The sequence below is a fragment of the Rhizobium sp. BK181 genome, from assembly GCF_014193305.1.
Classification (GTDB): domain Bacteria; phylum Pseudomonadota; class Alphaproteobacteria; order Rhizobiales; family Rhizobiaceae; genus Rhizobium.
Window position 1 is genome coordinate 17706 of sequence record NZ_JACHZA010000024.1, and the last position, 22986, is coordinate 40691.

Annotated in this window: 21 protein-coding genes and 1 pseudogene; 6 read left to right on the forward strand and 16 right to left on the reverse strand. The window is 60.2% G+C overall.

Annotated features, from left to right (window positions below; genetic code table 11):
* Window positions 1-19 precede the first annotated feature (19 nt).
* Window positions 20-1609, reverse strand: coding sequence for a phytoene desaturase family protein (locus tag FHT77_RS28310; RefSeq protein ID WP_183758605.1), 1590 nt, complete (start codon window positions 1607-1609; stop codon window positions 20-22).
* Between the two features lie 65 nt (window positions 1610-1674).
* The gene (locus tag FHT77_RS28315; RefSeq protein WP_183758607.1) at window positions 1675-2460 is read right to left on the reverse strand and encodes a cyclase family protein; all 786 of its coding nucleotides are present in this window, start codon (window positions 2458-2460) and stop codon (window positions 1675-1677) included.
* 330 nt (window positions 2461-2790) lie between these two features.
* Here FHT77_RS28315 and FHT77_RS28320 point away from each other — a divergent pair, with 330 nt between their 5' ends.
* Both FHT77_RS28320 and FHT77_RS28325 read left to right on the forward strand, forming a co-directional pair.
* Entirely contained in the window at window positions 2791-4362 is a 1572-nt protein-coding gene (locus tag FHT77_RS28320; protein WP_183758609.1) for an NAD(P)/FAD-dependent oxidoreductase, read from the forward strand.
* An 87-nt stretch (window positions 4363-4449) separates the two neighbouring features.
* Window positions 4450-4959, forward strand: a complete 510-nt coding sequence (locus FHT77_RS28325) for a MarR family winged helix-turn-helix transcriptional regulator (RefSeq protein WP_183758611.1) — start codon at window positions 4450-4452, stop codon at window positions 4957-4959.
* Between the two features lie 17 nt (window positions 4960-4976).
* Here FHT77_RS28325 and FHT77_RS28330 read toward each other — a convergent pair whose 3' ends face one another.
* From FHT77_RS28330 to FHT77_RS28355, 6 genes are all read right to left on the reverse strand, one after another.
* A complete protein-coding gene (locus FHT77_RS28330; RefSeq protein ID WP_183758613.1) occupies window positions 4977-5651 on the reverse strand; it encodes an amino acid ABC transporter permease in 675 nt (224 codons plus the stop codon).
* 77 nt (window positions 5652-5728) lie between these two features.
* The gene (locus FHT77_RS28335) at window positions 5729-6526 is read right to left on the reverse strand and encodes an ABC transporter substrate-binding protein (protein WP_183758615.1); all 798 of its coding nucleotides are present in this window, start codon (window positions 6524-6526) and stop codon (window positions 5729-5731) included.
* 80 nt (window positions 6527-6606) lie between these two features.
* On the reverse strand, window positions 6607-7815 hold the full coding sequence (locus FHT77_RS28340; RefSeq protein ID WP_183758617.1) for a pyridoxal phosphate-dependent aminotransferase: 1209 nt from the start codon (window positions 7813-7815) through the stop codon (window positions 6607-6609).
* Window positions 7816-7976: 161 nt separating this feature from the next.
* Window positions 7977-9260: a cysteine desulfurase-like protein gene (locus tag FHT77_RS28345; RefSeq protein ID WP_183758619.1), complete on the reverse strand. Its 1284-nt coding sequence runs from the start codon at window positions 9258-9260 to the stop codon at window positions 7977-7979.
* Between the two features lie 118 nt (window positions 9261-9378).
* Window positions 9379-10071, reverse strand: a complete 693-nt coding sequence (locus tag FHT77_RS28350; protein WP_183758621.1) for a GntR family transcriptional regulator — start codon at window positions 10069-10071, stop codon at window positions 9379-9381.
* Window positions 10072-10164: 93 nt separating this feature from the next.
* Complete coding sequence (locus tag FHT77_RS28355; protein WP_183758697.1) at window positions 10165-11256, reverse strand: LLM class flavin-dependent oxidoreductase; 1092 nt, start codon at window positions 11254-11256, stop codon at window positions 10165-10167.
* 129 nt (window positions 11257-11385) lie between these two features.
* Here FHT77_RS28355 and FHT77_RS28360 point away from each other — a divergent pair, with 129 nt between their 5' ends.
* Complete coding sequence (locus FHT77_RS28360) at window positions 11386-12153, forward strand: HpcH/HpaI aldolase/citrate lyase family protein (RefSeq protein ID WP_183758623.1); 768 nt, start codon at window positions 11386-11388, stop codon at window positions 12151-12153.
* A gap of 81 nt (window positions 12154-12234) precedes the next feature.
* Here the strand turns inward: FHT77_RS28360 and FHT77_RS28365 are convergent, their stop codons facing one another.
* Window positions 12235-13170 carry a HEPN domain-containing protein gene (locus FHT77_RS28365; protein ID WP_183758625.1) on the reverse strand — a complete coding sequence of 312 codons (936 nt, stop codon included), beginning with the start codon at window positions 13168-13170 and terminating at the stop codon, window positions 12235-12237.
* A gap of 172 nt (window positions 13171-13342) precedes the next feature.
* Here FHT77_RS28365 and FHT77_RS28370 point away from each other — a divergent pair, with 172 nt between their 5' ends.
* A complete protein-coding gene (locus FHT77_RS28370; protein WP_183758627.1) occupies window positions 13343-14083 on the forward strand; it encodes a tetratricopeptide repeat protein in 741 nt (246 codons plus the stop codon).
* A gap of 531 nt (window positions 14084-14614) precedes the next feature.
* Here FHT77_RS28370 and FHT77_RS28375 read toward each other — a convergent pair.
* The 7 genes and pseudogenes from FHT77_RS28375 to FHT77_RS28405 all read right to left on the reverse strand — a co-directional run.
* Window positions 14615-15055: pseudogene (locus tag FHT77_RS28375) on the reverse strand (hypothetical protein); the annotation flags it as partial.
* A gap of 76 nt (window positions 15056-15131) precedes the next feature.
* Complete coding sequence (locus tag FHT77_RS28380) at window positions 15132-16010, reverse strand: SIS domain-containing protein (protein ID WP_183758629.1); 879 nt, start codon at window positions 16008-16010, stop codon at window positions 15132-15134.
* A 91-nt stretch (window positions 16011-16101) separates the two neighbouring features.
* Window positions 16102-16965 carry an MBL fold metallo-hydrolase gene (locus tag FHT77_RS28385; RefSeq protein ID WP_183758631.1) on the reverse strand — a complete coding sequence of 288 codons (864 nt, stop codon included), beginning with the start codon at window positions 16963-16965 and terminating at the stop codon, window positions 16102-16104.
* A gap of 8 nt (window positions 16966-16973) precedes the next feature.
* On the reverse strand, window positions 16974-17903 hold the full coding sequence (locus tag FHT77_RS28390) for a phosphoglycerate dehydrogenase (protein WP_183758633.1): 930 nt from the start codon (window positions 17901-17903) through the stop codon (window positions 16974-16976).
* 2 nt (window positions 17904-17905) lie between these two features.
* Window positions 17906-18859, reverse strand: coding sequence for a shikimate dehydrogenase (locus FHT77_RS28395; RefSeq protein WP_183758635.1), 954 nt, complete (start codon window positions 18857-18859; stop codon window positions 17906-17908).
* Window positions 18856-19509 carry a bifunctional 4-hydroxy-2-oxoglutarate aldolase/2-dehydro-3-deoxy-phosphogluconate aldolase gene (eda, locus tag FHT77_RS28400; protein ID WP_183758637.1) on the reverse strand — a complete coding sequence of 218 codons (654 nt, stop codon included), beginning with the start codon at window positions 19507-19509 and terminating at the stop codon, window positions 18856-18858. Before eda ends, FHT77_RS28395 begins: the two co-directional genes overlap by 4 nt.
* A gap of 29 nt (window positions 19510-19538) precedes the next feature.
* On the reverse strand, window positions 19539-20162 hold the full coding sequence (locus FHT77_RS28405; protein ID WP_183758639.1) for a glucose-6-phosphate isomerase: 624 nt from the start codon (window positions 20160-20162) through the stop codon (window positions 19539-19541).
* Between the two features lie 201 nt (window positions 20163-20363).
* On the opposite strand from FHT77_RS28405, the gene FHT77_RS28410 reads away from it, so the two are divergent.
* Together FHT77_RS28410 and FHT77_RS28415 are read left to right on the forward strand one after the other, a co-directional pair.
* Window positions 20364-21335, forward strand: coding sequence for a substrate-binding domain-containing protein (locus FHT77_RS28410; protein ID WP_183758641.1), 972 nt, complete (start codon window positions 20364-20366; stop codon window positions 21333-21335).
* A gap of 130 nt (window positions 21336-21465) precedes the next feature.
* Window positions 21466-22977: a sugar ABC transporter ATP-binding protein gene (locus FHT77_RS28415; protein WP_183758643.1), complete on the forward strand. Its 1512-nt coding sequence runs from the start codon at window positions 21466-21468 to the stop codon at window positions 22975-22977.
* Window positions 22978-22986: the final 9 nt, after the last annotated feature.

The window sequence follows — 22986 nt, forward strand, 5'->3', positions numbered from 1 at the left end:
GCGTTTCCTTGTCCTTGCGTCAGGGGAGGGAAGATGCGAGCAAAAATCCGGAGCCGCCTGACAGACCGGGGCCGGGATGGGCCGATGCGCCGATATGGTAGAGACCCGGAATGTGGGTGCGGTGGTTAACAGAAGACTTAAACGGGCGCCAGAGGAAAAACTGGTCTATTCCGCAGTAGCCGCCATAGGGATCGCCGCCAACGAGGTTGATGTTCATTGCCTCGAGATCAGCGGGAGAATAAGCCGCGCGAGCCAGCTTGATCGATTGGAAATCCTCGATGTGTTGCGACAGGATTGCCTCGATGCGATCGGCGTAGCGCTCGCGAATGGCTTGCGTCCAAAGACCGTCGGATGTGGTTGCGATCTCGCCCGCCGCATCGCCCTTGATGAAGCGCGGCGCTTCGGGCAATTGCAGCCAGAGGATCGATTTTCCGTCTGGTGCACGGCTCGGGTCGAGAGATGCAGGCTGGCCGACGCAGATCGTCGGCTCTGCGGGCAGCAGGCCACGCTCGCATTCGTTGGCGGCGCGTGACACCCCGTCGAGACCGGGTGTCAGATGCAGTAGTGCGACCTTCCCGAGTTCCGGATTGGCCTTCCACCTCGGCGGCTCAGCCAGTGCGTAGTGGATCTGCATGTTGCCCTTTCCATAGCGGAAGCGCGCAACGGCCTCTGACGTCTCGGCGGGCAGAGGCTGCGGCCAGTCCTTCGTGAGACGCCCGTAGAGCTGGTTCGGCGTGGTTGAGCAGATGACACCGCGGTTGGCTGCGAGGATCTCGCCGCTCGCAAGCCTGACGCCGCCAGCCTGGCCTGAAGGGGATGTTGTCACCTGCGCGACGTCGGCTCCGGTTCGGATCTTGCCGCCATGATCGGAAATCAATCTTTCAAAAGCATTGAGCAGGGAGACTGCGCCTCCCTTGGCGATCGGGCAGCCGGCAAGTTCAATCGCAAAGCCGATGACCTTCAGCATTTCGGCGGAATACGCGGCTTCCGGTCCCAAGCCGCAATGCAGCACCCAAGGAGCCCACAGGGCATGAATATCCTCGGACTTATAGGTGGTTTCCAGATAGCCGCGGGCAGGGACCAGCGCCTCGCCGAACCAGGCGGCAAGTTGGCGAAGACCGCGTCCCCAGCCCTGCTTTGCGACGGCCTTCAGCGTCGTGCCAGACCACAGCGCGCCACCGAGAAGTGAAAACAGGAAAGGCGCGTCTGCACCGAGCTTGTTCATCTCGCTCGAGAAGACCATGCCGTCACCGGCGTGGAGCTTGTCGAAGGTCGCGACGTTGCGTTGCCGGTCCATGGAGAAGATGACATGCGAACCATCCGGCCGCAGGACGCCGGTCGGCAGATCCGCATGTGCGAATTCCAGACCGCGGGCTTCAAGATCCTTGCCGAGCACCCCATAGGCGGGCGAGGTCACAAACAGCACCATCGTCGTCGCCATCAGGTCGTGGACAAAGCCGGGCTCGGTTATTTCCTCGCTGCGCAGGCAGCCGCCGATTTTTTCATTCCGCTCGAGAACGAGGACCTTGCGGCCCTTCTTCCCGAGCATCGCGGCTGCCACCAGCGCGTTTATGCCACTCCCGACAACGATGTAGTCGTATTCAGCCATTGTGTCGCCTCGGCGCAGCCAGAAATGTCAAACGGGCCGGAGTCTGGCTCCGGCCCGCACGAGCTTTAAGTCGTGACAAGCGCCAGCGCGCGCACGGGTGAACCGGTGCCCTTGACGAGCTTCAGCGGAGCGGCAATCAGGACCGCACCTTTTGGCGGCAACTGGTCGAGCTGACAAAGGCTTGCAAGTCCGTAGCGGTTGGCCTTGTGCATCAGGTTGTGCGCGGGAAAGGGCGGGTTCATCCCACCGGCCGAGCCTGCATCGGTTCCGATCGTTTCCTGACCCCAGCCGATGATGTTCTTGGTCAAAAGGTATTCGATGGCCTCCGCCGTCGGGCCTGGGGAATGAGGTCCATTTTCATCGGCATTCAGGAACGTCTCGCTCGAGCCGTTGCGCTTGTACCAGTCGGTGCGCAGCAGCACCCAGCTGCCGGCTTCGATCTCGCCGTGCTCGGCTTCCCATTCCTTTATGCTCTCTACGGTGAGCAGATAGTCGGGGTTGGCGGCAGCTTCCTTCGAGCGGTCGATCACGTTGACGGGCGCGACGAAGTTCTGCGGCGCAATGGTGTCGGTCGTATTGTTCGGATTGTCCTTGCCAGTGATCCAGTGACAGGGCGCATCAAAATGCGTTCCGGTGTGCTCGCCGAGTTCCAGCCAGTTCCATGCCCAGAATGGCCCGTCCTGGTCATAGGCCGAAATGGTGTGGACCTTGACGTTCGGTGTGTTCTTGCCGAACTGCGGCGGCAGATAAAGCACCGGCGTGTCGGGTCCGAGTGGGGCAGTGAGATCAACGACCTTCACGGCGCCTGACACAAGTGCGGTTGCGAGGTTTGAAAGAGCTGTAGTCGACATTTCATGGTTCCCCTTGGCGAGATGCCAGCGCGACGGTGCAAAGGGCTTTGGAGGCTTCTTGTCTGTTGCCCGTGATGGCTGGATAAGGGGAGCGTATGTCACGAAATATGATATTGCAAGTATTTGGATGTTCCGAGAAGGTCCCGGGGCGCCGACAGGTCAACGGGGCTAAAACCGCAGTGACTTCACCTGAATATCAGACTTTCAATAGCAATCAGAGGTCTCCCGAGGACGTTGTTGGTGACCTCGAGGCTTTCCGGCCCTTGAACAGGTTCGTCTAAGATGTATGCATGTGCGAATAAAAAGGCAAAGTGAACGAGGGGTTCAAGCATGAGTTACGATGCAGTGGTGGTGGGCGCCGGTCACAATGGTCTTGCTGCGGCCGTCCACCTGGCGGCGAAGGGATGGAAAGTAGCGGTCGTCGAGGCCAAGGGAGAGCCGGGCGGAGCTGTGAAAACCCGCGAACTGACCGTCCCCGGCTTCCGTCACGACGTTGCAGCCATGAACCTGTCAATGTTTGCCGGTTCCCCCTTCTTTGCCGAACACAAGGAAGCACTGATCGCACACGGCCTTGATTTCGTGCCTGCGGCTGATTGTTTTGCGACAGTGTTTCGCGACGACACCTTTCTTGGCGTCAGTTCCGATCTTGAAAAGACCAGCGACGGTATTGCGGCCCTTTCGCCGGAAGACGCCCGAAGGTGGCGCGCGATGCTTGCCGAATTCGGATCAGACGCACCCCATATTTTTGCTCTTCTGGCGACCCCAATGCCGTCGTTGGCGGCATTGAGGGTTGTCTGGAAAGCATGGCGGCAGAAGGGAACCGGCTGGCTCTACGACACGCTCAGGCTTCTTTTCGCCTCGCCCCGAGATTTTCTGGATGGACGCTTCACGCATGCCAAGGTCAAGACGATGATGGCGGCGTGGGGCTTACATCTCGATTTCTCCCCCGATATCGCCGGCGGGGCCCTGTTCCCCTATCTTGAATCGATGGCAAACCAGGCTTTCGGCATGGTGATCGGCAAGGGCGGCGCCGACACGATGATCACAGCGATGACAGGACTTCTCCAGGAAAAAGGCGGAGAACTGATCCTTGATGCACCGGTCGACAGCATCAGCGTTTCATCGGGACGGGCAACCGGCGTGGTCCTGGCTGACGGGCGAACCCTCGAGGCGCGCAGGGCTGTCATCGCCAATGTTCATCCCAAGAACCTGTTTGGCCGGCTCGTTGCGTCAGACCCGGTGCGCGCCGAGTTCGATCGCAGGCTCGGAAAATTCCGCGAGGGGCCAGGCACGATGATGATCCACCTCGCGCTCGAAGGGTTGCCCGATTGGCGGGCGGGGGAAGAACTCAAGCGCTTTGCCTATGTGCACGTCGCCCCCGACCTGGAAATGATGTCGCGGGTCTATGCAGAGGCAGCGGCCGGATTACTTCCGACGGAACCCGCCCTCGTCGTCGGCCAGCCAACGGCAATCGATCCTACCCGGGCGCCGCACGGAAAGCATGTTCTTTGGTTGCAGGTGCGTGTCTTGCCGGCGAATTTCCATGGTGACGCCGCAGGCAACATCAGCGCCCGGAACTGGGATGAGGCAAAGGAAGCCTATTGTGAGCGTGTCCTCGACATTCTCGAGCGCTATGCGCCGGGCCTGCGTTCGAAGGTGCTCGGGCGCGCGATCTTCTCGCCGACTGACCTGGAGCGTGAGAACCCGAACCTGATCGGCGGCGATAATCTTTCGGGAAGTCATCATCTCGATCAGAATTTCATCTTCCGACCCGTTGCCGGATATTCGCGCTACGCCACGCCTGTGAGGTCGCTCTATATGTGTGGCGCCTCGACCTGGCCGGGCGCAGGAACGGGAGCAGGATCGGGCTTCATGCTTGCAAAAATGCTTTCCCGGTCGTAACGGCGACCGCCAAAGCAATTCCTTTGACATTTCAAATATTGGTGCCTAGACCAACGGGACTTATCCAGATGGTTCGGGCGGAGTGACATGGCAGACGCGGAGGTGGATACCGTCGACCTGGAGACAATTGTCCAGGGCGCGCATGAAAAGCAGGAGCTTCGGCTCTGGCTGCGGATGCTTTCCACAACGAAGCTGATCTCGCAGGAGGTTCGACGTCGCCTTCGAAACGAATTCAAGGCAACCCTTCCGCAGTTCGATCTGATGGCCCAGCTTTATCGCGAGCATGACGGATTGCGCCTTGGTGAATTGTCCAGGCGCACCATGGTGACGAACGGAAACGTGACCGGGCTGGTGGAGCGACTAGAGGCCGATGGCCTTGTCGTTCGTGAGACGCCGGACGACGATCGCCGCGTCACGGTCGCCAAGCTGACGCCCAAGGGCGATGAGCTTTTCACCACGATGGCAGCGGCTCACGAGAGCTGGCTGCGCGATATGATGGCCGATGTCGACCCTGCCGATATCAAGGCGCTCTGGTCGAGGATCGGCGCCGTCAAGGTTTCCGTCAGCAACCACCTTTCGGATCCCAACTTCGACTAGCAGGGCGTTTGCGGGGTTTAGCGGGTCTTTTCAGCCTTGAAGCGTTTTTCCAGCAGGCTGACGAGGCGCACCATCGGCCACAGGAAAAGGATGTAGACCAGCGCAGCACCGATCAGCGGCGTCGGGTTTGCGTAGAGCGCCTGTGCGTCTGTTGCTTCCTTGAGGAGTTCGGGAAGCGCCACTGTCGAGGCAAGCGACGTGTCCTTGAACATCGAAACGCAGTTGCTGGTGGTGGGGGGGATAACAATGCGCAGTGCCTGCGGCAGAATGACTTTGCGCAATGTCACGACAAAGGGAATGCCGAGAGCGGCCGCCGCCTCGAACTGCCCGCGTGGGACGCTTTCGATGCCGGAGCGGAAGATTTCCGCCGAATAGGCTGCCATGACGATCGAAAAGGCCAGAACCGCGGAGGCCCACGAGGAGAGGCGGATGCCGAGGAACGGCAGCGCGTAATAGATCAGGATAAGGACCACAAGCACCGGAACTGCGCGGAAGACGTCGATGTAGATCGTCGTCAGCAGGCGCAGCGGCTTTGGCGCATAGAGGCGGATCAGGCTTACGATGAGGCCGGCCGGAACGCCGACGGCAATCGCGAGAAGACCGAGCAGGAGCGTGTTCCAGAGACCGCGAAGAAGTGCCGGCAGGCTGGACATCAGGACATCGGAGTTGAAGAAGGTCTCGACCAGCGACATGGGCATTCCTTGCAGGTACGGGGTAGGCATCACGCCGGCCAGGGGCCGGCATGACAGATCCAAACTCGGTTGCGAGCTTATGCCTTCGGGATCGGCAGTTCGGTGATCGTTGACGAGCCGGCCGGTGCGTCGCTGCCGAACCACTTCTTGTGGATCTTGGCGAGCGTGCCGTCCTTCTTCATTTCGGTGATGGCGCCATTGATCTTCTCAAGCAGAGGATGATCCTTGGACATCATCAGGCCGTACTGTTCGCCGGTCTTGATGCGATCCTTGATGGCAAAGCCCTTCATCTTGACGAAGAGATACTCCATGCCCGGGATGTCGCTGACAACAGCGTCCACACGGCCGGCCCCGAGGTCAAGGAACATTTCCTGCTGGGCGTTGTAGCCCTTGACGTCGGCAAAGCCGTTGGCTGCCGTATTATCCTTGACCCACTTGTCGCCGGTCGAGCCGGAGAGCACGCCGATTGTTTTTCCCTTGAGATCGGAAAGACCCTTGATGGCGCTGTCTGCCTTTGTGGCCACACCCATGTCGGAGTCGTAGTAAGGCTGGGTGAAGGACTGAGATTTCAGACGATCAGGGGTGATGGTGATCGAGGAGATCGCCACGTCGATGCGCTTGGAGGTCGTGCCTGCAAACAGTGCCTGGAAGCCGTAGTCGGCGATTTCGGGCTTCAGGCCAACACGCTTGGCAGCTTCGGTGACGATATCGACCTCGAAGCCTTCGAAGGCGCCGCTGTCGTTCTTGTATTCGAAGGGCGGATTGCTCGGGTAGGAACCGACATTGAGGACATCGGCGGCATAGGCGGTGGAGGCTCCGGCGGCAAGGCCGATGGCGGCCGCAAGGGCCAACAGGTTACGACGGGTCAGGCTCATTTTTATCTCCCTCTGGTTTATTGGCCTGCGCCGGGTTTTTGCCGGCGCCGGTGTATCCCGTTCCGCCCTGGGGCGGAGCGTCATTTCATCGCGTCGACCATGCGATCGAGCGCAATCCTTATCTGTTCGATGTCGCGGAATACGCACATGCGCAGGAATGCCGCGGAGGAATTGCCGAAGAGATGGCCCGGCGCCAGGCCGACACGGGCCTTTTCAAGAATGTCGGCACAGGCCTCGCGCGCGTCGGCGCGGCCCTTAAGGGCAAAGAAGGCATACATGCCACCCCGCGGCTTGTCGGGGAGGATCATGCCAGGGATCCTCGCGAGCCGTTCGTAGGCAAGGTCGAGGCCGGCCTTTGCCTTGTTGCGGATTTCCGCCACGAGCGGTTCACCTTTGGTCAGGGCGGCAACGGCGCCAGCCTGGATCATGCCTGCAGTACCGCTGTTCATATACTGCGTCATGGCCGCAAGCTGATCGGCGATGCCGGACGGATGAGACAGCCAGCCGATCCGCCAGCCGGTCATCGCCCAGGCCTTGGAGAAGCTGTTGATCGAGATCACACGATCGGTGTCGTCGGCTATCTGGAGGATCGAAGGTGCAACGTTGCCCTCGAAATAGAGGCGACCGTAGACTTCGTCGGATATGATCCAGATGCCGGTACGCCGGCTGAACTCGAGGAGCGCCTGCATCTCTTCTGCGCTTGCCGTCCAGCCGGTGGGATTGGACGGGGTCGACAGGAAGATGGCTCGCGTACGCGCATCGCAAGCGGCAAACAGCTTGTCGAGGTCGAGGCGCCAATCGGTATCGAAGTCAAGCGAAACGGGGCGGGGCTCGCCGCCGATCAGATGGATCGCATTGTGGATGTTCGGCCATTGCGGCGCGACGTATACGACATTGGTTCCGATGTCGACGAGAAGCTGCAGGGCGATGTAGAGCGCCTGCATGCCGCTCGGCGCCACGGTCGTCCGTTCGATTGCGATCGGTCGGTCGTGCAGGTCGGACTGATAGCGGCTGAGGGCCTGGTTCAGGGCGTCGAGCCCGCGCATGTTCGGGATGTAGAATGTCTGTCCTTCGTCCAGCGCCGCCTTGGAGGCCTCGCGGATGAAGGCCGGCGTCACCAGATCACCTTCGCCGTACCAGAGCGGGATGACATCTCCGAGTTCGCGGGCCCGCATCGCCAGGGCTGCGATGTTATCCGTTCTGAGATCGCGGATTTGCGCGCGGATGCCATCGAAGGCGTGGCGGGCCTTTTTCGTTTCCGCGGAGAGTGGTGATGACCAAAAAGACAAGGATCAGTCCTTACATGTCTGGCCTAGCGCCTGCAGCTTGAAGCGAGGCCAGCGCCTGGCGGGAGAACGTTATTCGAAGTCGGGCGCAATTCAAGGGAAATTTTAAGTTTCAAAGGTCTCGTAGCGCCCGAGACAGTTTTGCCGCGAGCGGCTGCCCGCCGCTAGGCTTTTCGTTTTGCAAGAATCTCGCCAAGCACCCTGTCGAACCGTGCGATTTCCTCTGGCTTGTTGTAGTGAACGAGCGAGACGCGAACAGCGCCGTGCTCCATCGACAAGCCAAGCCGTTTCATCAGTCGGGGCGCAAACATGTGACCATCACGCAAGCCGATGCCGGCCTCTCCCATATCCGCTGCGATCTGCTGTGGCGTGACACCTGGAATGTTGAAGCAGATGGTTGGAACGCGGTCTGAAAGCCGGGCTTCGTCAGACACCCCGTAGATGACTGCGCCGTGTTTTTTAAGAACGCCGATCATGTCGCGAGACAGCGTCAATTCATAGTCGCGGATCGCGCCCATCGCTGCCGCCAGCGCCTCGCGGCGCGAATGACCGGCGCCGGCCAGGAAGCGGCGACCGAGCGCCTCGAGGTATTTCACGGCAGCATTCATGCCTGCGACGTTCTCGTAAGTGAACGTCCCGACTTCGATCTTGTAGGGCGGCACATCGGGGATGAAGTCTTCCTTGAACGTCGGAAGCCTGCAGAGCGCGTCGTAGCGTCCCCAGAGGAAGCCCATATGCGGGGAGAAATTCTTGTATCCGGAACAGACCAGATAATCGCAATCCCACGCCTGTACATCAATGAGGCCGTGCGGACCGTAGTGGACGCAATCGAGAAACACCTCCGCGCCGACGGCATGTGCGAGTTTCCCCACGGCTTCAACGTCGACGATAGTACCGATTGAATGGGCCGTGACCGTACACGCGACGAGACGCGTCTTGTCGTTGAGGAGCGGCTTCAGATCCTCAACGTGCAGAGTGCCGTCGTCGCGCATCCGCCACCAGACGACCTTGGCTCCGTCCGCCTCAAGCGCAAGCCAAGTGGCTATGTTGGCGTCGTGGTCCATGTCGGTGACGACGATCTCGTTGCGGTCGCCGAGCATCTTGGCAATGCCGAGGCTGACAAGCCGGATGAAGGAGGTCGCGTTGAGGCCGAAGGAGATTTCTTCCGGGCGATAGGCGTTGACGAGGAGTGCCACAGTTTCGCGTGCCTCGTCGAGATTGCGATCTACGCCCTGGCTGTGCCGGTAATTGGCCATCCGCTGGACGTTGAAGTCGACAAGATGGGTCGCTACCGCGTCAACGACGGCCTGTGGGACCTGCGCGCCACCGGCATTGTCGAGGAAAATGAAGTCGCCGGCCTTCTGAATGGCCGGGAACATTGCGCGGATTTCGTCGACCGGGAAGCCATTCTGGCCAGTAACCTTCAATGGGGATGCCGATAGGCTCATAATTGCTCCTGCAATTGACTGTTCCGCATGGCCGTCTTCGTCACCGCGGCCTGTTTTGATCATTTGATCACAAACAATTTTAGAGTTCAACTAATTTCGGAGCTCCACATGTCAACCGTCAGCGAGCGTTCCAGCCGCCCTTGCCACCGCAATAGCTCCGCAGCGTCTCGTGCGTGTGCCGGATGTCGTTGCCGATAGCCTCGCGGGCCGCGGCAAAGTCCTGAGCCTTGATCGCTTTTATGATGACATCGTGCAGACCCGCCGGATCGAGCTCACCCTTGTCGATGAGCGGCGCTACCACGCCCGACAGCAGCCGCATATAGGGTCCGAGACGGAGCCAGAGCGTATCGATCAGCTGCAATAGGACCTCCGATCCCGAGGCCCGGTAGATAGTGAAATGGAACCGCTGGTTCATCTCGATGAGTTCGTAGACGTTCTCACGGGCTGTCGCATGCTGCTGCTCGACGATTAATTCAAGCTGCGCGATATCGGCAGCTGTCAGACGTGGACCACCGAGTTCGGTGGCGAGGCCCTCGACGGCGATCCGGGCGCGGGCAAGATCATCCAGCCGGGCGGCGGTCACCGGTGGAATTCGCGCCGAACCGTTCGGGGCAACCTCGACAGCATTTTCGGCTGCCAGCCGGCGCAACGCTTCACGAACCGGCATGTTGCTGGTGCCGAATGTTTCTGCGAGCGAGGCAATCGTCAGCGTCTGTCCGGGATCAAATCGGCCAACCATGAGGGCATTGCGCAGCTGTTGGTAAACTGCCTCCTGGATCGTCGTCCGCGATGAAACAGGGCCAAGGGCCATTCGTACTATCCTATTCTTCCTGCGATGGAGTTTCGAGCCGGAGAGGTCGATTCAATCTGCGCGTTGAGCCGGTCTTCAAGCGCCTCTGATCGGTCACTGTCTGTAGCCGGCTCCTATCAGAAGCGGGAGGACGCGATCGCAGAAGAAGGGTAGCTCCTGCGTATAGTTGACGAATGAAAGCGCGATGCCGGCGTAACCTTGCCGTGAGATCGCAATCATCTCTTCGGCGATGCGCTCCGGTGTTCCGACCAGCGGATAGCTGCCGGCACCGCCGGCAAAGCGCTGGCGATAGCGATCGTAAGCCTCGCGATCATGCGATTGCGAGAATTCCTTCTTGCCAGCCATGTGGGTGTCGACCGCCTCGTGGTCGGCCATAGCGACGGCATAGCGATGATAGTAGTCCTCAGCCTCGGTCTGGGTTTGCCGGCAGACGACGTGGCACACGGTATAGACGCCGACCTCGCGGTGGTGCTGCTGGGCGCGGTCGCGGATGTCGGCCACATGTTTTCCTGCTTCGTTGATCTCCGAGAAGGTCGTAAACAGGTAGTCGCAGTTCCTCGCTGCAAAATCCCGACCCGGTCCGCCGAACGCTGCGTTCATCGTGACCGGACGCGGCGTTTGCAAGCTGGCTGGACGGCTGATGGCCTCCTTCAGTTTGTAATAGGTGCCATCGTAGTCGAACGGTATATCCGACGTATAGGCACGCTCCAGCACCTGAAGCCACTCCTCCGCCTGGTCATATCCCTTCTCGACCAGCGACGTGCCGAACATGGCAAACTCCTTTGGATTCCATCCGCAGACAATATTCAGCCCGGCCCGGCCATTGCTGACGTGGTCGACCGTTGCCAGCGCCTTTGCCGCATAGAGCGGGTGGACAAGCGGCACATGCACCGTCATGAACAGCCCGATCTGCTTGGTGGAAGCCGCAAGGGCGGCTGCCCAGGTGAACGTCTCGAAAGACCATTCGCGCACCCGGTTCTTGCCCCCGAACCCGCGCCAGCGGGCGATTGGAAGCAGGAACTCCAAACCGGTGCGATCGGCGATCTGTGCGGCGGTGAGGTTGTCGGCCCAGCTGGCAGTCCAGCGCTCCGGGACGTCCGTGATCGCAAGGCCGCCATCCGCGTTTGCGGAGAAAACGCCGAGCTTGAGGCGGTTTGCCCCTTTGAGCGGATGCTGCTTCACGATGGTCCTCCCTCTGTCCACGCAGCTTTTGCGCTGCCTGGCTCTCAGCTTGACCATGTTTTAAGCTTGAGAGCAAATTGCTTTATGTCTAAACCTTTTTTGGACCTTGGATTCTGGATGGGAGATGCTCAGATGGATGATTTTCGCACGAAGTGTCTCGAACGCGCGCTGCTCGTCGGCACCTTTTCGGCGATCCCGCATCCCGTCGCCGTCGAGGTGATGGCGCAGTCCCAACCAGATTTCATCTGCATTGATTGGGAGCATGCCCAGATCGGACGCGAGCGCATCGAGGATCTCGTGCGTGCGGCGGATGTGCATTCGGTAAAGGCGATGGTGCGTGTTCCCGGCCACGCGCCTGAAGCGATCGCGGCCGTCCTCGATGCCGGCGCGGGCGGCGTCCTCGTTCCGAGAGTTTCGACCGCAGAGCAGGCAAGGGCCGCCGTCTCTGCCACTCGCTACCCGCCGATCGGCAGCCGCGGCGTTGGCCCCGGCCGGGCGGCGGGTTACGGCTACCGTATTCCGGACTATCTGGCGAAGGCCAACGACATGCTCGTACTGGCGATCCAGGTCGAGACCGCCGAGGGATTGGCCAACATCAAGGAGATCGTTGCCGTTGAAGGCGTGGATCTGATCTTCATCGGTCCTGGAGATTTATCGGTCTCTATCGATGCCATGGGCCCGGCCGGCCAGGACAAGCTGGACCGTGCGATCAGGACGATCACGTCAGCGGCTTTGAACGCGGGTCGCGCCGTTGGCATCTTCCGCCCGTCGCCCGCCGATGTCGGCAGATGGCGCGGAGCAGGGATCAGCTTCTTTGTCCTCGCCAGTGACACCATGTTTCTCGGTGCGGCGGTTCTTGATAGTCTGGATGCAGCCCGCAAGGCCGGCTCGTCGAGCTGACGACACGCGTGGTTACAGGCTTCCCTTGCTCGACATGCTGGGTCTCTTCGGCCGCAGCGCCATACGCGGCCTGGGAGGCAACTATAAGGCAAGCCGTTCTCTGCAGATTGTTTCCACCCGTGTCTGCAAGACCTTGACGCGCTCAACCAGCCAGGCGAGTTCCTCGTTGGTGATTGTGTATTTCGAGGAATATCGGGCTTCCACATAGGCCCGCGCCAGCAATTCGAAGCAGCGCCGTGAAAACCGGCTGTCGCGCGGCCAAGCCTCTACCAGCCTGAGATCTATCCCCTCGGCCTGAGAGCGAAGAACCTTCAGACGATGGGATTTGGGGCTGTAGAGCGTCAGCGTCAGCAGGATACTATGGTACGATTTCTCAGTCGCTTGATGAAGATTAAAGGCGGCATGACGCGGTACACCGTCGGCCATGCTGGTTTCGGCGAGCTTGACCGAATGCCGAGCTAGCTCGAACCATTCGTTGAAATACTGGCTTGCTTCATAGTGTTGCTCCTCCGCCGTCAGAGGCTTCGGCTGCGCCAGCGAATGACCGGGCTGCTGGTAGAGGACAACGCCGTCCCTGGCGATGTCGACGAAGAAAGGCCGGCCGCGGGAGAGCTGGTCATTGACATCGGCCAGCGTGTGGATGATCGGCACGACCGGTGTTTCGATACGATGCGCGATCTGCTCCTTTAAAAGCTGCTCTTCAATGCCTTCCCAGAGCTCCTGCTCCTCTGCAAAGGAATTGCTATTGACGACAATCAGGAGGTCGTAGTCGGAACGGTAGCCACTCAGGTGATCCTCGACCCAGTCGCCACGGGCGTACGAGCCGTAGAGCAGGACCATCAGGATCTTGCCGGTCTGGCGCCTGGCCGACAATTTGCTCGCCCGGAAGCGCTCGACCTCGGCAAACAGGATCTGGAGGATGCGCGCCAGTTCGCGCCGCTTCCTGTCCGGCAGATGTTCGATATGGTCGGTCAGGGTCAAAGCTGCGTCAAAGCCTTCAGTCAGAATCGTATCCATCGTAGCGGCTCCGTTACGATTGCGCACTCAAACCTTTTACGAGATTGTCGTTACAAATGCAATCTTAGGATGCGCATGCTATGCGGGACATCCGCATGCGAGCAGGCGAGTAGCCATTCGGTCCGAGTAGGTTTCGGCTATCGACTTATCTGGTCTGGACGCATACGACTTCGTGTTGAGAGCGTTCCCGCTCGTCTGGTCGCTTGACAAGGATCAGAACGAAACGGCCCGCTCGCTTCTCACTCAAGCGCTTGCCCATGACGTTGACTATCCCTTCGCTCTGTCGTTGCTCGCATGGTGCCACGCGCAACGCGCCGTGTATGGTTGGACCGACGCTCCAGGCCGTGACCGGGATGAGGCCTTGTGCCTTGCACAGCGCGCTGCCTCGCTCAGCCACGATGACCCGATGGTTCTCGCGATCCTTGGAGCGGCGCATTCGTTTGCACGGGACTTCGACGTGGCAGAGACACACCTTGAGCGAGCGCGTTCGCTCGATCCGAATTCAGCCTGGGCCTGGCTGCGTAGCGGTTGGCTTGATGTGTATCGCGAACGCTCCGCGTCCGCGCTCGGACATTTTGCGCGGTTCCGTCGGCTGAGCCCGCTCGATCCGATCGCCTATATGGCGGACGTCGGCGTCGGCGCCGCCCATTTCGTTGACGGGCGATACGACGATGCGATTACCTGGATCCAAAGAGGCCTTAGCCAGCAGCCTGACGCGAGTTGGGCTCTGCGGTGGCTCGTCAGCGCCTATGTCCACGCCGGCAGATTGGATGAGGCACGACGTGCCTGCCTTCGATTGCGAGAGAGCCATCCCGACCTTACGCTTGCCAAAGTCAGGGTTACATGGTGGCCCTCTGCTATTATGGCCCGTATCTTATCGGGTCTGCGTGACGCTGGCTTGCCCGAAGGCTGACTGGATCGGCTCAACCAAAGTCTTCACCGAGATCGACAAACTTCATCGAAGGTCATGAATCCCCCAGTGCTTGAGAGCTCCTGCCACGCAAGATGCCATTGAAGCGCATGGCCAAGCCACGCATGACGGCGAACGCTCGAGACTGAATGCATTGACCTTTCTGGCCTGAGGATCTGTGAGCAGGTCGGGCGGTTTTATGCGCGAAGCTGCAGCCACCACAGACGAGAATGGACTCCATCGATCTCTACCGGCACGGACGGGCATCGCTCAAACTTCGGTGCCCAGGCTTCGCGTCTGGGAGGGCCAGCAGGCCAAGTTAGAGAATCGTTTGCGGCCAAAGACTGATACAACCCAGCCCGAGGTCACTCGAAACGCTTGAGGATCTCACGAGCCTGAAGGTCGCGATCATTCATTAGATCGACCAGATCGGTTGCCTCTCCCCGTGTTAGGGCATCAAGGGGAACCTCGCGGACGACCACCGCCCAGCCCGTAAAAGAATCGATTACCGACCATAACCCGTCAAAGGCGCCGGATGGCCTTTGCCTGATCGAGTACCGCCGGGCTGACCTCGCCCGTTTTGCTTGCCGAAGCCAGTGCATCCTCCAGTGCCTCATCGCCGAGGATCGGATCATCTTCGGATGGCTCGACGCCGTTGTCGATTTCATATCGGGCGTAGGCCACCGCGTAGGCTGCAATCGCAGTCAAGCGCGGGTCCGAGCTGTTCAAGTAGGCTCTGTAGTTGCGCTTTAGCGAGTTCAAGCCAGCAAGCTGCGCAGACGCGTTCTTCTCCTTAGTGACGGTGACGCTCTTGTCAGTTTTCGCGAAATGCGACTTGTCGCCCGCCTCGCTGGACTTGCCCTTCGTGCTCTGCTGTGTTTTTGGGCTGCCATGGCTTGAGTTGCCGCCTCGGGCCCCATTGTTGCTATGCGTGCCATTGTTGCTGTGCGAGCCGCTGTTGCCATGGCTGTCGCCCTCCTTCCAAGAGCGCCCAAAGCACCGTTAAATCCAGCCGCGAGACGGGACTATTTTCTCGAAACCGTGTCTAGCGCTAGATAGGCTGCATTTTGCGCATATCACTTAATTGCCGCTTCATCTGATGAATACGTGCCTGATCATCCGACGGGCGGCGCATCGCGACGCTGGTCGACAATATGTCGATGACCACAAGTGCGGCGATCCGAGAGATCGTCGGCGTATACATGTTAGTGTTCTCGAGTGTTTCGACGATCAGCGAAACGTCGCAGTAATTAGTGAGCGGCGATTCCGATCCGGTTAGACAGATCACTGAGGCCCCGTTTTCCCGAGCGATGCGGGCGATCTCGATGATCGAGCGCGTGGTGCCTGTATTAGAGATCACGAAAGCCACCTCGCCCGGATTCATCATCGAGGCGACCATCAGCTGCTGGTGGGAGTCCAGTTCCGCGCCGCACGGCACGCCGAACAGAGGGAATTTCTGCTGGGCGTCGCGGGCGACGATACCCGAGGCGCCGAAACCGAAAAACACGATCGAGCGGGCATTCGAGAGGATTTCGATCGCCTTATGCAGTGCCGCCTTGTCCAGCCGGGTTCGCGCCCAGTCGAGGCTCGTCATCGTGTAGTCGAATATCTTTTCGGCGACGATTTCAGGCTCGTCGGTGTCGAGCAGGACCGAATGCGTTGCCGGTGTCCCAAGCGCGAGGCTCTGGGCCAATCTGATCTTGAAATCCTGAAATCCGCTGCAGCCGATCGCCGTCGCAAAGCGCAGCACGGTCGGCTGGCTGACCTCCGCAAGCGCTGCCGTTTCACCAACTGTCGCGTTCATGATGCGGCGGGGATCGTCAAGCACCACGTCCGCGACCTTTCGATCCGACTTGCGCAATTCCGAACGCATCGTCCTGATGATTTCGATAATGTTCCGGCCGCTGTTGGTCCGGATGTCGCTATCCATTCGGATCGCCTTTCCTGCATGTCTGACGCAAGGCTAGAAGCTTCAATCTTCCAGAGCAAGACCGCCCCCGCCAGAACAGAGGCGCTTCATTTCATTCCGCGCGCCACGACAGGCTCAGTCCCGTTTGAGCGCGATGAATTCTTAGGTCGGCGGTCGACGCAATCGCGGCATCGATCGTTTCCGGCTCTTCGGTATTGAAAGCGAAGAGGCCATAGTGATGGGCCACCATATCCCGGGCGCCGATCCGCCGGGTAACGCCGATTGCCTCGTGCAGCGAAAAATTTCCGGCCACGCCGTTTTGCGACAGCTCGGGGCGCCGCCCATTGACGGGCAGCAAGGTTATATCCGGCCGATGCGCCAAGACGTCACGCTCGAGGCCAGGGAAAGGAATACAATCGCCGGAGTGCCACAGGCGAACGGCATCCGCCGCTATGACATAGCCGAGGAAACGGCAGTCTCCCGCAGCGTCGATTTCCATCGCTTCGTGCGCAGAGGCGGTCGGCAGGATCGTAAGCTCGGGGAGGGGCGACACGGTCTCACCGGCATTGGTCAGAACAATCCGGGATTCGGCCACGCAGGAACGATCGATCGCTTGCTGGCGCATCGCCCGCGGGGCGAGCAAACCCGCAGACGGGTTTTTCTCCAGCAAGGGCTTGAGCGTCCCCGGGTCCATATGATCGGTATGCGCATGCGTGCAAAGCACTAGATCGACAAACGCGATTTCATCGGCTGAAACCGGCGGCGGCATCATCCTCTCGTGCGGGCGCTCGGTGCCTCTATATTTTTCCGCCAGCGTGTCCGACAGATACGGATCGATCACCAGTCTGCGGCCGTCGATATCGATGACGAAACCCGCCTGTCCCAGCCAGTACAGCCGGAGACCCTTTGCCGGCGGCTTGCTTAGATAGTCTGCCAGCGGGGCGCTGAAAGTAGTTTCTTCAAGGCGTCCGGTCATGGCCGATCTCAGGCCTTCAACGCGAAGAGCAGGTTGTTTGCCGCGATACGCGTGGCACGATCGACGCTCTCTGCTGTAAAGCCGCCGATATGGCTCGTTGCGATGACGTGCTGGTGCGAGGCAAGCGACAGCGAGAGCGGCGGCTCCTGTTCAAACACATCCGTCGCATAGCTGCCGATCTGTCCGGCATCCAGCGCCTCGATCAAGGCGTCCTCATCGACGAGGCGGGCGCGGGCCGTGTTGATCAGGACCTGACCGTGCTTGCTCGAAAAAATCCGGTTCCGATCGAGGAATGTCGAGCCGTCACGCGGGAGCGGGCAGTGAAGGGAGACGATATCGGCCTTCGCGATGATTTCATCGACCTCGGCATAGGCAAAAGCCTGGGACGGCAGGTCCAGGTTGGGCCGGGCCGGGTCGAAGGCGATGACGCGGGCGCCAAGGGCAATGACCATTCTGGCAACTTCGCGGCCGATCGCCCCGCAGCCGATGATGCCGACGGTCCGTTCATGGATTTCCGCGCCGCGCATCCGCGGCCAGCCACCGGACTTGATGCCTGCATCCGAGAGCGGAATTGACCGGAGAGCGCTGAAGATCAGGCCGATCGTCAACTCCGCCACGCCCATCGAATTGGCACCTTCGGCAATCATGATCTGCACGCCACGCTCGTTGAGAACGTCGAGCGGAAGGTTGTCGACGCCCACGCCGTTACGGCTGATGACCTTGAGATTTTCCGCAGCCTCGATGATTCTCGGCGTCACCGGTTCGACGCCGGCCAGCCAGCCGACGCAGCCCGGCACCAGATTGATCAGCTCTTCCTCGGTGGGCATGGCGCCGGCAGTCGAATAGACGATTTCAAACCCGCTTTCCTTCAGCTTCTCGACCTCCGGGTGCGGTTCTGCGGTCAGCGATCGCGGGGTCACAAGGATGCGCTGGTTCATTTTTACCTCCCCGCCGCAGCGAGTGCGATTTCCGAAATGCGATCGAAAGATGGTCCCGACGGCGGAATTTTCACGTCGAAGACTTCCGCCACGACCTGCGTCCAGCCGTGGATGAAATAGGTCCAGCCGTCCTCGACTTGCAGCGCCTTTTCGGCTTGCTGCCGCCGCGCCTGATCGAGAAAGACGAGGTCGCCGCGATAGTTCAGATCCCAGACGACGGATCGCTCGGGGAAAATGGCGGCGTCAGTCAGCGGCGAGCCAGGCGCGTCTTTGCCGAGGCCTGTCGCATTGATGACAAGCGATCCCGGCTTCAGGGATGCTAGAACGGCGTCGTTTGCCGCCGGCGTCTCCGCGAGCAGATATTCGATCGGGACCGCGGTCTCGACCTGCTGGTGAATGCGCCTGATCTCGTCCAGACGGTGCTGGCTGCGATTGGTGACGACGATACGCGCGGGAACGTTGCTGCCGCGGGACTTGCGCATCAGGTGCCAGGTCAGCGCGATCGTCGAGCCGCCGGCGCCCATCGAAAACAGGTCCGCATCGCTGTGTTCGAAATAGTCTTCGCCGAGGAAGGCATCGATCGACAGCCCCGACGAGATCGGATCCTTCGCATGGCAGATCAGCTTGCCGCCGCGCTTGGAAATGCAGCTCGTCTCGTCCATCAGAAGCGCATGCGGATCGATGACGTCAAAAAGGTGCCGGCATGCGTGGAAAAGGTCGATCTTGTGAGTCGTGACAAGCGCGCCCATCGACAACGGGTCGTCGCGGATGAATTCGACGGCTTTCCGGTAAGCGGCCGGATCGGCGTGCAGCTTGAAATCGATGCCCTTGATCACCGCATCCTTGAGGCCGAGATATTCGGCCCATGCAGGAAACACCTTCATGATCGAACTTTTGCCCGTCGTGACGCCGATGAAATAGAGCGTCGGCTGGGTGGCTGGCTGATAGGTGCTCACGCGCGCTTCTCCAAAGCTTCCTTCGCGACCTTGACGGCTGCGGCGGCATTGCGGGCAATATCGGCAAAGCGGCCGTCGCGAATATCTTCAGTCTTGGCGATCCAGGTTCCGCCGACCGCGATAACCTGCTTGATGGCCAGCCATTCACCGATCGTGGCTTCAGTCACACCGCCGGTTGGTATGAACCGGATTCCCAGATGGGCAAACGGTGCGGCGATGCCCGAGAGGGCCTTCGGGCCACCGGCGACGCCTGCGGGAAAGAATTTGGCAAGCTTCACGCCGCGAGCCGACGCAAGCGTCAGGTCTGACGGCGTCATGATGCCGGGGCAGAATGGCAATCCGGCATCCTTGGCGGCATCAACGATTTCAGGATCGAAGCCGGGCGCCAGCCCGAAACGTGCACCGGCGTCGATCGCCCGCTTGAGATTGGGCTTGTCGAGAACCGTTCCGGCGCCGATGCAAAGCTCGGGACGGGCATCGCGCAGGGCAGCCATAACTTCGGCTGCCGCTTCCGTGCGGAACGTGATTTCGGCAACCGGCAGGCCGCCCTCCAGAAGGGCGTCGGCAAGCGCCACGGCATCGGAGGCGCGCTCAATCGCGATAACGGGGACGACACCAAGGCTGGCGATCAGATCGATAGGGTTTTTCATGGCTGGTTTCCTCTGCCGGTGAGGCTGTTTCAGGCGTATGTCTTGATAAGGGTGCGTGCATGCTCTGCCGAACGCGGCAGGTAGGCCTTGTTTTCCACAAGCTCCCAGCCGCCGCCGGGCATGGCCACGACACGATGGCGCATCCCGTTCGACGCTTCGATGATGCCGTAGTCCTGGCCGCTATCGGACGGGTAGGCGAAAACCATGACCAGATCTTCGTCGCCGACATTGATGGAGCGGTGAATCCAGTAGGGCGGCACATAGCAGATCGTCTGCGGCCGGATCTCGATGATGCGCGTCTGGCCTTCCGGCGATTCGAGCTGCATCAGGCCATGTCCCTTCTGGCCGTAGTAGATTTCCGGCCGGTCGGCCTTCGCGTGAATATGGCCGCGGGTCAGGAAGAACTCGTCCCCGACACGCCCAGGGCTCATCCGCGTCACGCCGTAGATAAGATCGCCGCTATGCGTGCCCGGCTTGAAGTCCTCGACGTCGTAGACGACCGGATCGCTCAACGTTTGCAAAAGCGCCGTATGCGCATCCTGATCAGCATATAGCCCTGCCAGATCGCTCAGCCGCTTTTCGTACCGGCCCGTATTTCCGCTCATTCCGCCGCCGATCGGATCGACGACGCTCGAGACTGGTTCGCGCATCATGAAAGCACCTCCATTTGGTAGTAGAATTACATAAATAGAAGAAATGATACGTGCAAGATAAATTTTTAGGCAAAATAAGAGCGATTGTTTGCGCAAAATGCTGAAAAAATATATTGACGTAAAAATTCTACGTAATTACGCTACATAACAGCCAATACAAACTGGCTCGCGAATTTCGCGCCTATCTGGAGGAGAAGAGAAATGAAGAAAACAGTTGTGAAGCTCGCGCTCGGCGCGGCTGTGTCCCTGCTGGCCATGTCCGCAGCAAACGCCGCCGATTGCAAGATCGGTATTTCCATGAAGACCCTGGACGCGCCTTATTTTGCAGCACAGGAAGTCTCGGCAAAGAAGCATGCGACGGAACTCGGATGCGAAGTCATCTCCGTGGACGGCCAGAACGACCTGAACAAGCAGGTCGCCGACGTCGAGGACATGGTTGCGCAGGGCATCCATGCGCTGATCATCAACCCGCGCGACAGCAAGGGCCTCGTTCCTGCGGTCAACGCTGCGACCGCAGCCGGCGTGAAGGTTTTCGTCATCGACTCGACCATCGATCCGCAGGCGAATTTCGTGACGCTCGTGCAGTCGTCGAATTCGCAGAACGGCCTGCTGGTCGGCCAGTGGCTTGCCGACAATACCAAGGGCAAGGATCTGAAGATTGCGCTGATTTCCGGCGACAAGGGCAATGAGGTCGGCCAGGAGCGCCGGTTGGGCGTGCTTGCCGGTCTGCTCGAAGGTCAGTTGCGCAACGAGGGTCGTGCCCGTTTCGAAGTCGTCGGCCAGGGCTGGGGCGCATGGGGTAACGAAGGCGGCCTCAAGGCCATGGAAGACCTCCTGACGGCAAACCCCAACATCAACGTGGTTCTCGGCGAAAACGACTCGATGGTCCTCGGCGCCCAGAAGGCGATGGAACAGGCCAACCGCACCGACGGCGTCCTATTCCTGGCGGCTGCCGATGGCCAGAAGGAAGCGCTGCAGGAAATCAAGGACGGCAAGTACGGCGCAACCGGACTGAACGATCCGGCGCTCGTCGCGTCGACCGCGGTCGATCTCGCAAAGAAGGCAATCGACGGAAGCCTTCCGAAGGATATTTCGAAGATCACCTACACGACGCCGACGGCAATCACCAAGGACAACGTCGACAAGTATCTCAAGAAGGACGCGGTATTCTAAGAGCCGATCCTCCCAGCGGCCGGCAGCGAAAGCCGCCGGTCGCACTTGTTGCATTTGTGACTCGCACGCAGCCTCTTGCGGCTGTCAGGATCGGATGGATCCTGCCGTCACTCATGATGAGATGTTGCATATGGAAACTCTGGTAGAACTGGCCGGCATTCGTAAATCCTTCGGTGGGGTGCGCGCGCTGCAAGGGGTCGATTTCGCGCTGCGCGCCGGCGAGGTGCACGCGCTTCTCGGCGAAAACGGCGCCGGCAAATCCACGCTGATGCGCGTACTGGGCGGGGAATACATTCCCGAAGCCGGAAGCGTCATTATCCGCGGCGAGGAGCAGCAGTTCCGTGGTCCGACCGACGCTCTGGACAAGGGCATTGCCATCATCCACCAGGAGATGGCGCTGGCGACCGATCTGACGGTTGCCGAAAACATCTTTCTTGCCGAGATCCCCTCGGTCATTTCCTGGCGCGATCTCAACCGCCGGGCTGCAGAACTGATTTCCAGTCTCGGCTTCTCCATTTCGCCCTCGGCGACCGTGTCCGATCTGTCGGTCGCTCATCAGCAGGTCGTCGAGATCGCCAAGGCGCTGTCGCGCAATGCCAGCGTCATGGTCTTCGACGAGCCGACCGCGGTTCTGTCCGTCCGCGACGCGGAGCGCCTGCTTGGCATCATCCGCACGCTGCGCGAACGCGGCGTCGGCATCATCTACATTTCCCACCGGCTGGACGAAGTGTTTCGCATCGCCGATCGCATCACCGTGATGAAGGACGGCGCATCGATCTCGACGGTCCAACGCAAGGACTTCGAAGTCGACGATGTCATTCGCATGATGGTCGGCAGATCGCTCAAAGCCCTGTTCGGCGAGGATGTCGAGCGTACGATCGGAAGCGAAGTTCTTCGCGTCGAGAAGCTTTCCGACGGCGCCCGCATCCGCGATATTTCGCTCAGCGTGCGGGCAGGGGAGATCGTCGGTCTCGGCGGGCTTGTCGGTGCCGGACGGACGGAACTGGTCCGGATGATTTTCGGCGCCCAGAAGGCTGCCTCGGGTAGTATCTTCCTGCATGGCAAGCAGGTGCGCATCAACACCCCGTGTGATGCGGTGAGGGCCGGCATCGGGCTTGTGCCGGAAAGCCGCAAGGAGCAGGGGCTCGTTCTCGACTTCCCGATACGCGTCAACGCCACGATGTCCAAGCTGGCGCCACTGGTGAACGCCTTGGGTTTCGTCCGCCGCTCGGCCGAGATGACGACGGTGCAGACGCTTGCATCTCGTCTGCGCATCAAGGCCGGCAGCCTCAATGATCCCGCATCGAGCCTATCGGGCGGAAACCAGCAGAAGGTCGTTCTGGCAAAATGGTTTCACGCCGGCGGCGATCTGCTGATCTTCGACGAGCCGACCCGGGGCGTCGATGTCGGCGCCAAGACTGAGATCTATGCGCTGATCAAGTCGCTGGCCGCCGAAGGCCGCGCCGTTCTGGTGATCTCCTCCGAACATATCGAACTTTTTGGGCTGTGCGACCGGATCCTCGTCATGCGCGAAGGCGAACTGACGGGCTCGCTCGAACCAGAAAATTACACCGAAGAAAAACTGCTGAAGCTCGCGATGGTCAATACCGTCACGCAGGCTGAAGCCCTCGCGACCAACTGATTGGGTAAC

Bases quoted from the DNA above. Each gene is read 5' to 3' on its own strand.
- FHT77_RS28310 (WP_183758605.1), bottom strand. From the start codon at position 1,609: ATGGCTGAATACGACTACATCGTTGTCGGGAGTGGCATAAACGCGCTG.
- FHT77_RS28315 (WP_183758607.1), bottom strand. From the start codon at position 2,460: ATGTCGACTACAGCTCTTTCAAACCTCGCAACCGCACTTGTGTCAGGC.
- FHT77_RS28320 (WP_183758609.1), top strand. From the start codon at position 2,791: ATGAGTTACGATGCAGTGGTGGTGGGCGCCGGTCACAATGGTCTTGCT.
- FHT77_RS28325 (WP_183758611.1), top strand. From the start codon at position 4,450: ATGGCAGACGCGGAGGTGGATACCGTCGACCTGGAGACAATTGTCCAG.
- FHT77_RS28330 (WP_183758613.1), bottom strand. From the start codon at position 5,651: ATGTCGCTGGTCGAGACCTTCTTCAACTCCGATGTCCTGATGTCCAGC.
- FHT77_RS28335 (WP_183758615.1), bottom strand. From the start codon at position 6,526: ATGAGCCTGACCCGTCGTAACCTGTTGGCCCTTGCGGCCGCCATCGGC.
- FHT77_RS28345 (WP_183758619.1), bottom strand. From the start codon at position 9,260: ATGAGCCTATCGGCATCCCCATTGAAGGTTACTGGCCAGAATGGCTTC.
- FHT77_RS28350 (WP_183758621.1), bottom strand. From the start codon at position 10,071: ATGGCCCTTGGCCCTGTTTCATCGCGGACGACGATCCAGGAGGCAGTT.
- FHT77_RS28360 (WP_183758623.1), top strand. From the start codon at position 11,386: ATGGATGATTTTCGCACGAAGTGTCTCGAACGCGCGCTGCTCGTCGGC.
- FHT77_RS28365 (WP_183758625.1), bottom strand. From the start codon at position 13,170: ATGGATACGATTCTGACTGAAGGCTTTGACGCAGCTTTGACCCTGACC.
- FHT77_RS28380 (WP_183758629.1), bottom strand. From the start codon at position 16,010: ATGGATAGCGACATCCGGACCAACAGCGGCCGGAACATTATCGAAATC.
- FHT77_RS28385 (WP_183758631.1), bottom strand. From the start codon at position 16,965: ATGACCGGACGCCTTGAAGAAACTACTTTCAGCGCCCCGCTGGCAGAC.
- FHT77_RS28390 (WP_183758633.1), bottom strand. From the start codon at position 17,903: ATGAACCAGCGCATCCTTGTGACCCCGCGATCGCTGACCGCAGAACCG.
- eda (WP_183758637.1), bottom strand. From the start codon at position 19,509: ATGAAAAACCCTATCGATCTGATCGCCAGCCTTGGTGTCGTCCCCGTT.
- FHT77_RS28405 (WP_183758639.1), bottom strand. From the start codon at position 20,162: ATGATGCGCGAACCAGTCTCGAGCGTCGTCGATCCGATCGGCGGCGGA.
- FHT77_RS28410 (WP_183758641.1), top strand. From the start codon at position 20,364: ATGAAGAAAACAGTTGTGAAGCTCGCGCTCGGCGCGGCTGTGTCCCTG.
- FHT77_RS28415 (WP_183758643.1), top strand. From the start codon at position 21,466: ATGGAAACTCTGGTAGAACTGGCCGGCATTCGTAAATCCTTCGGTGGG.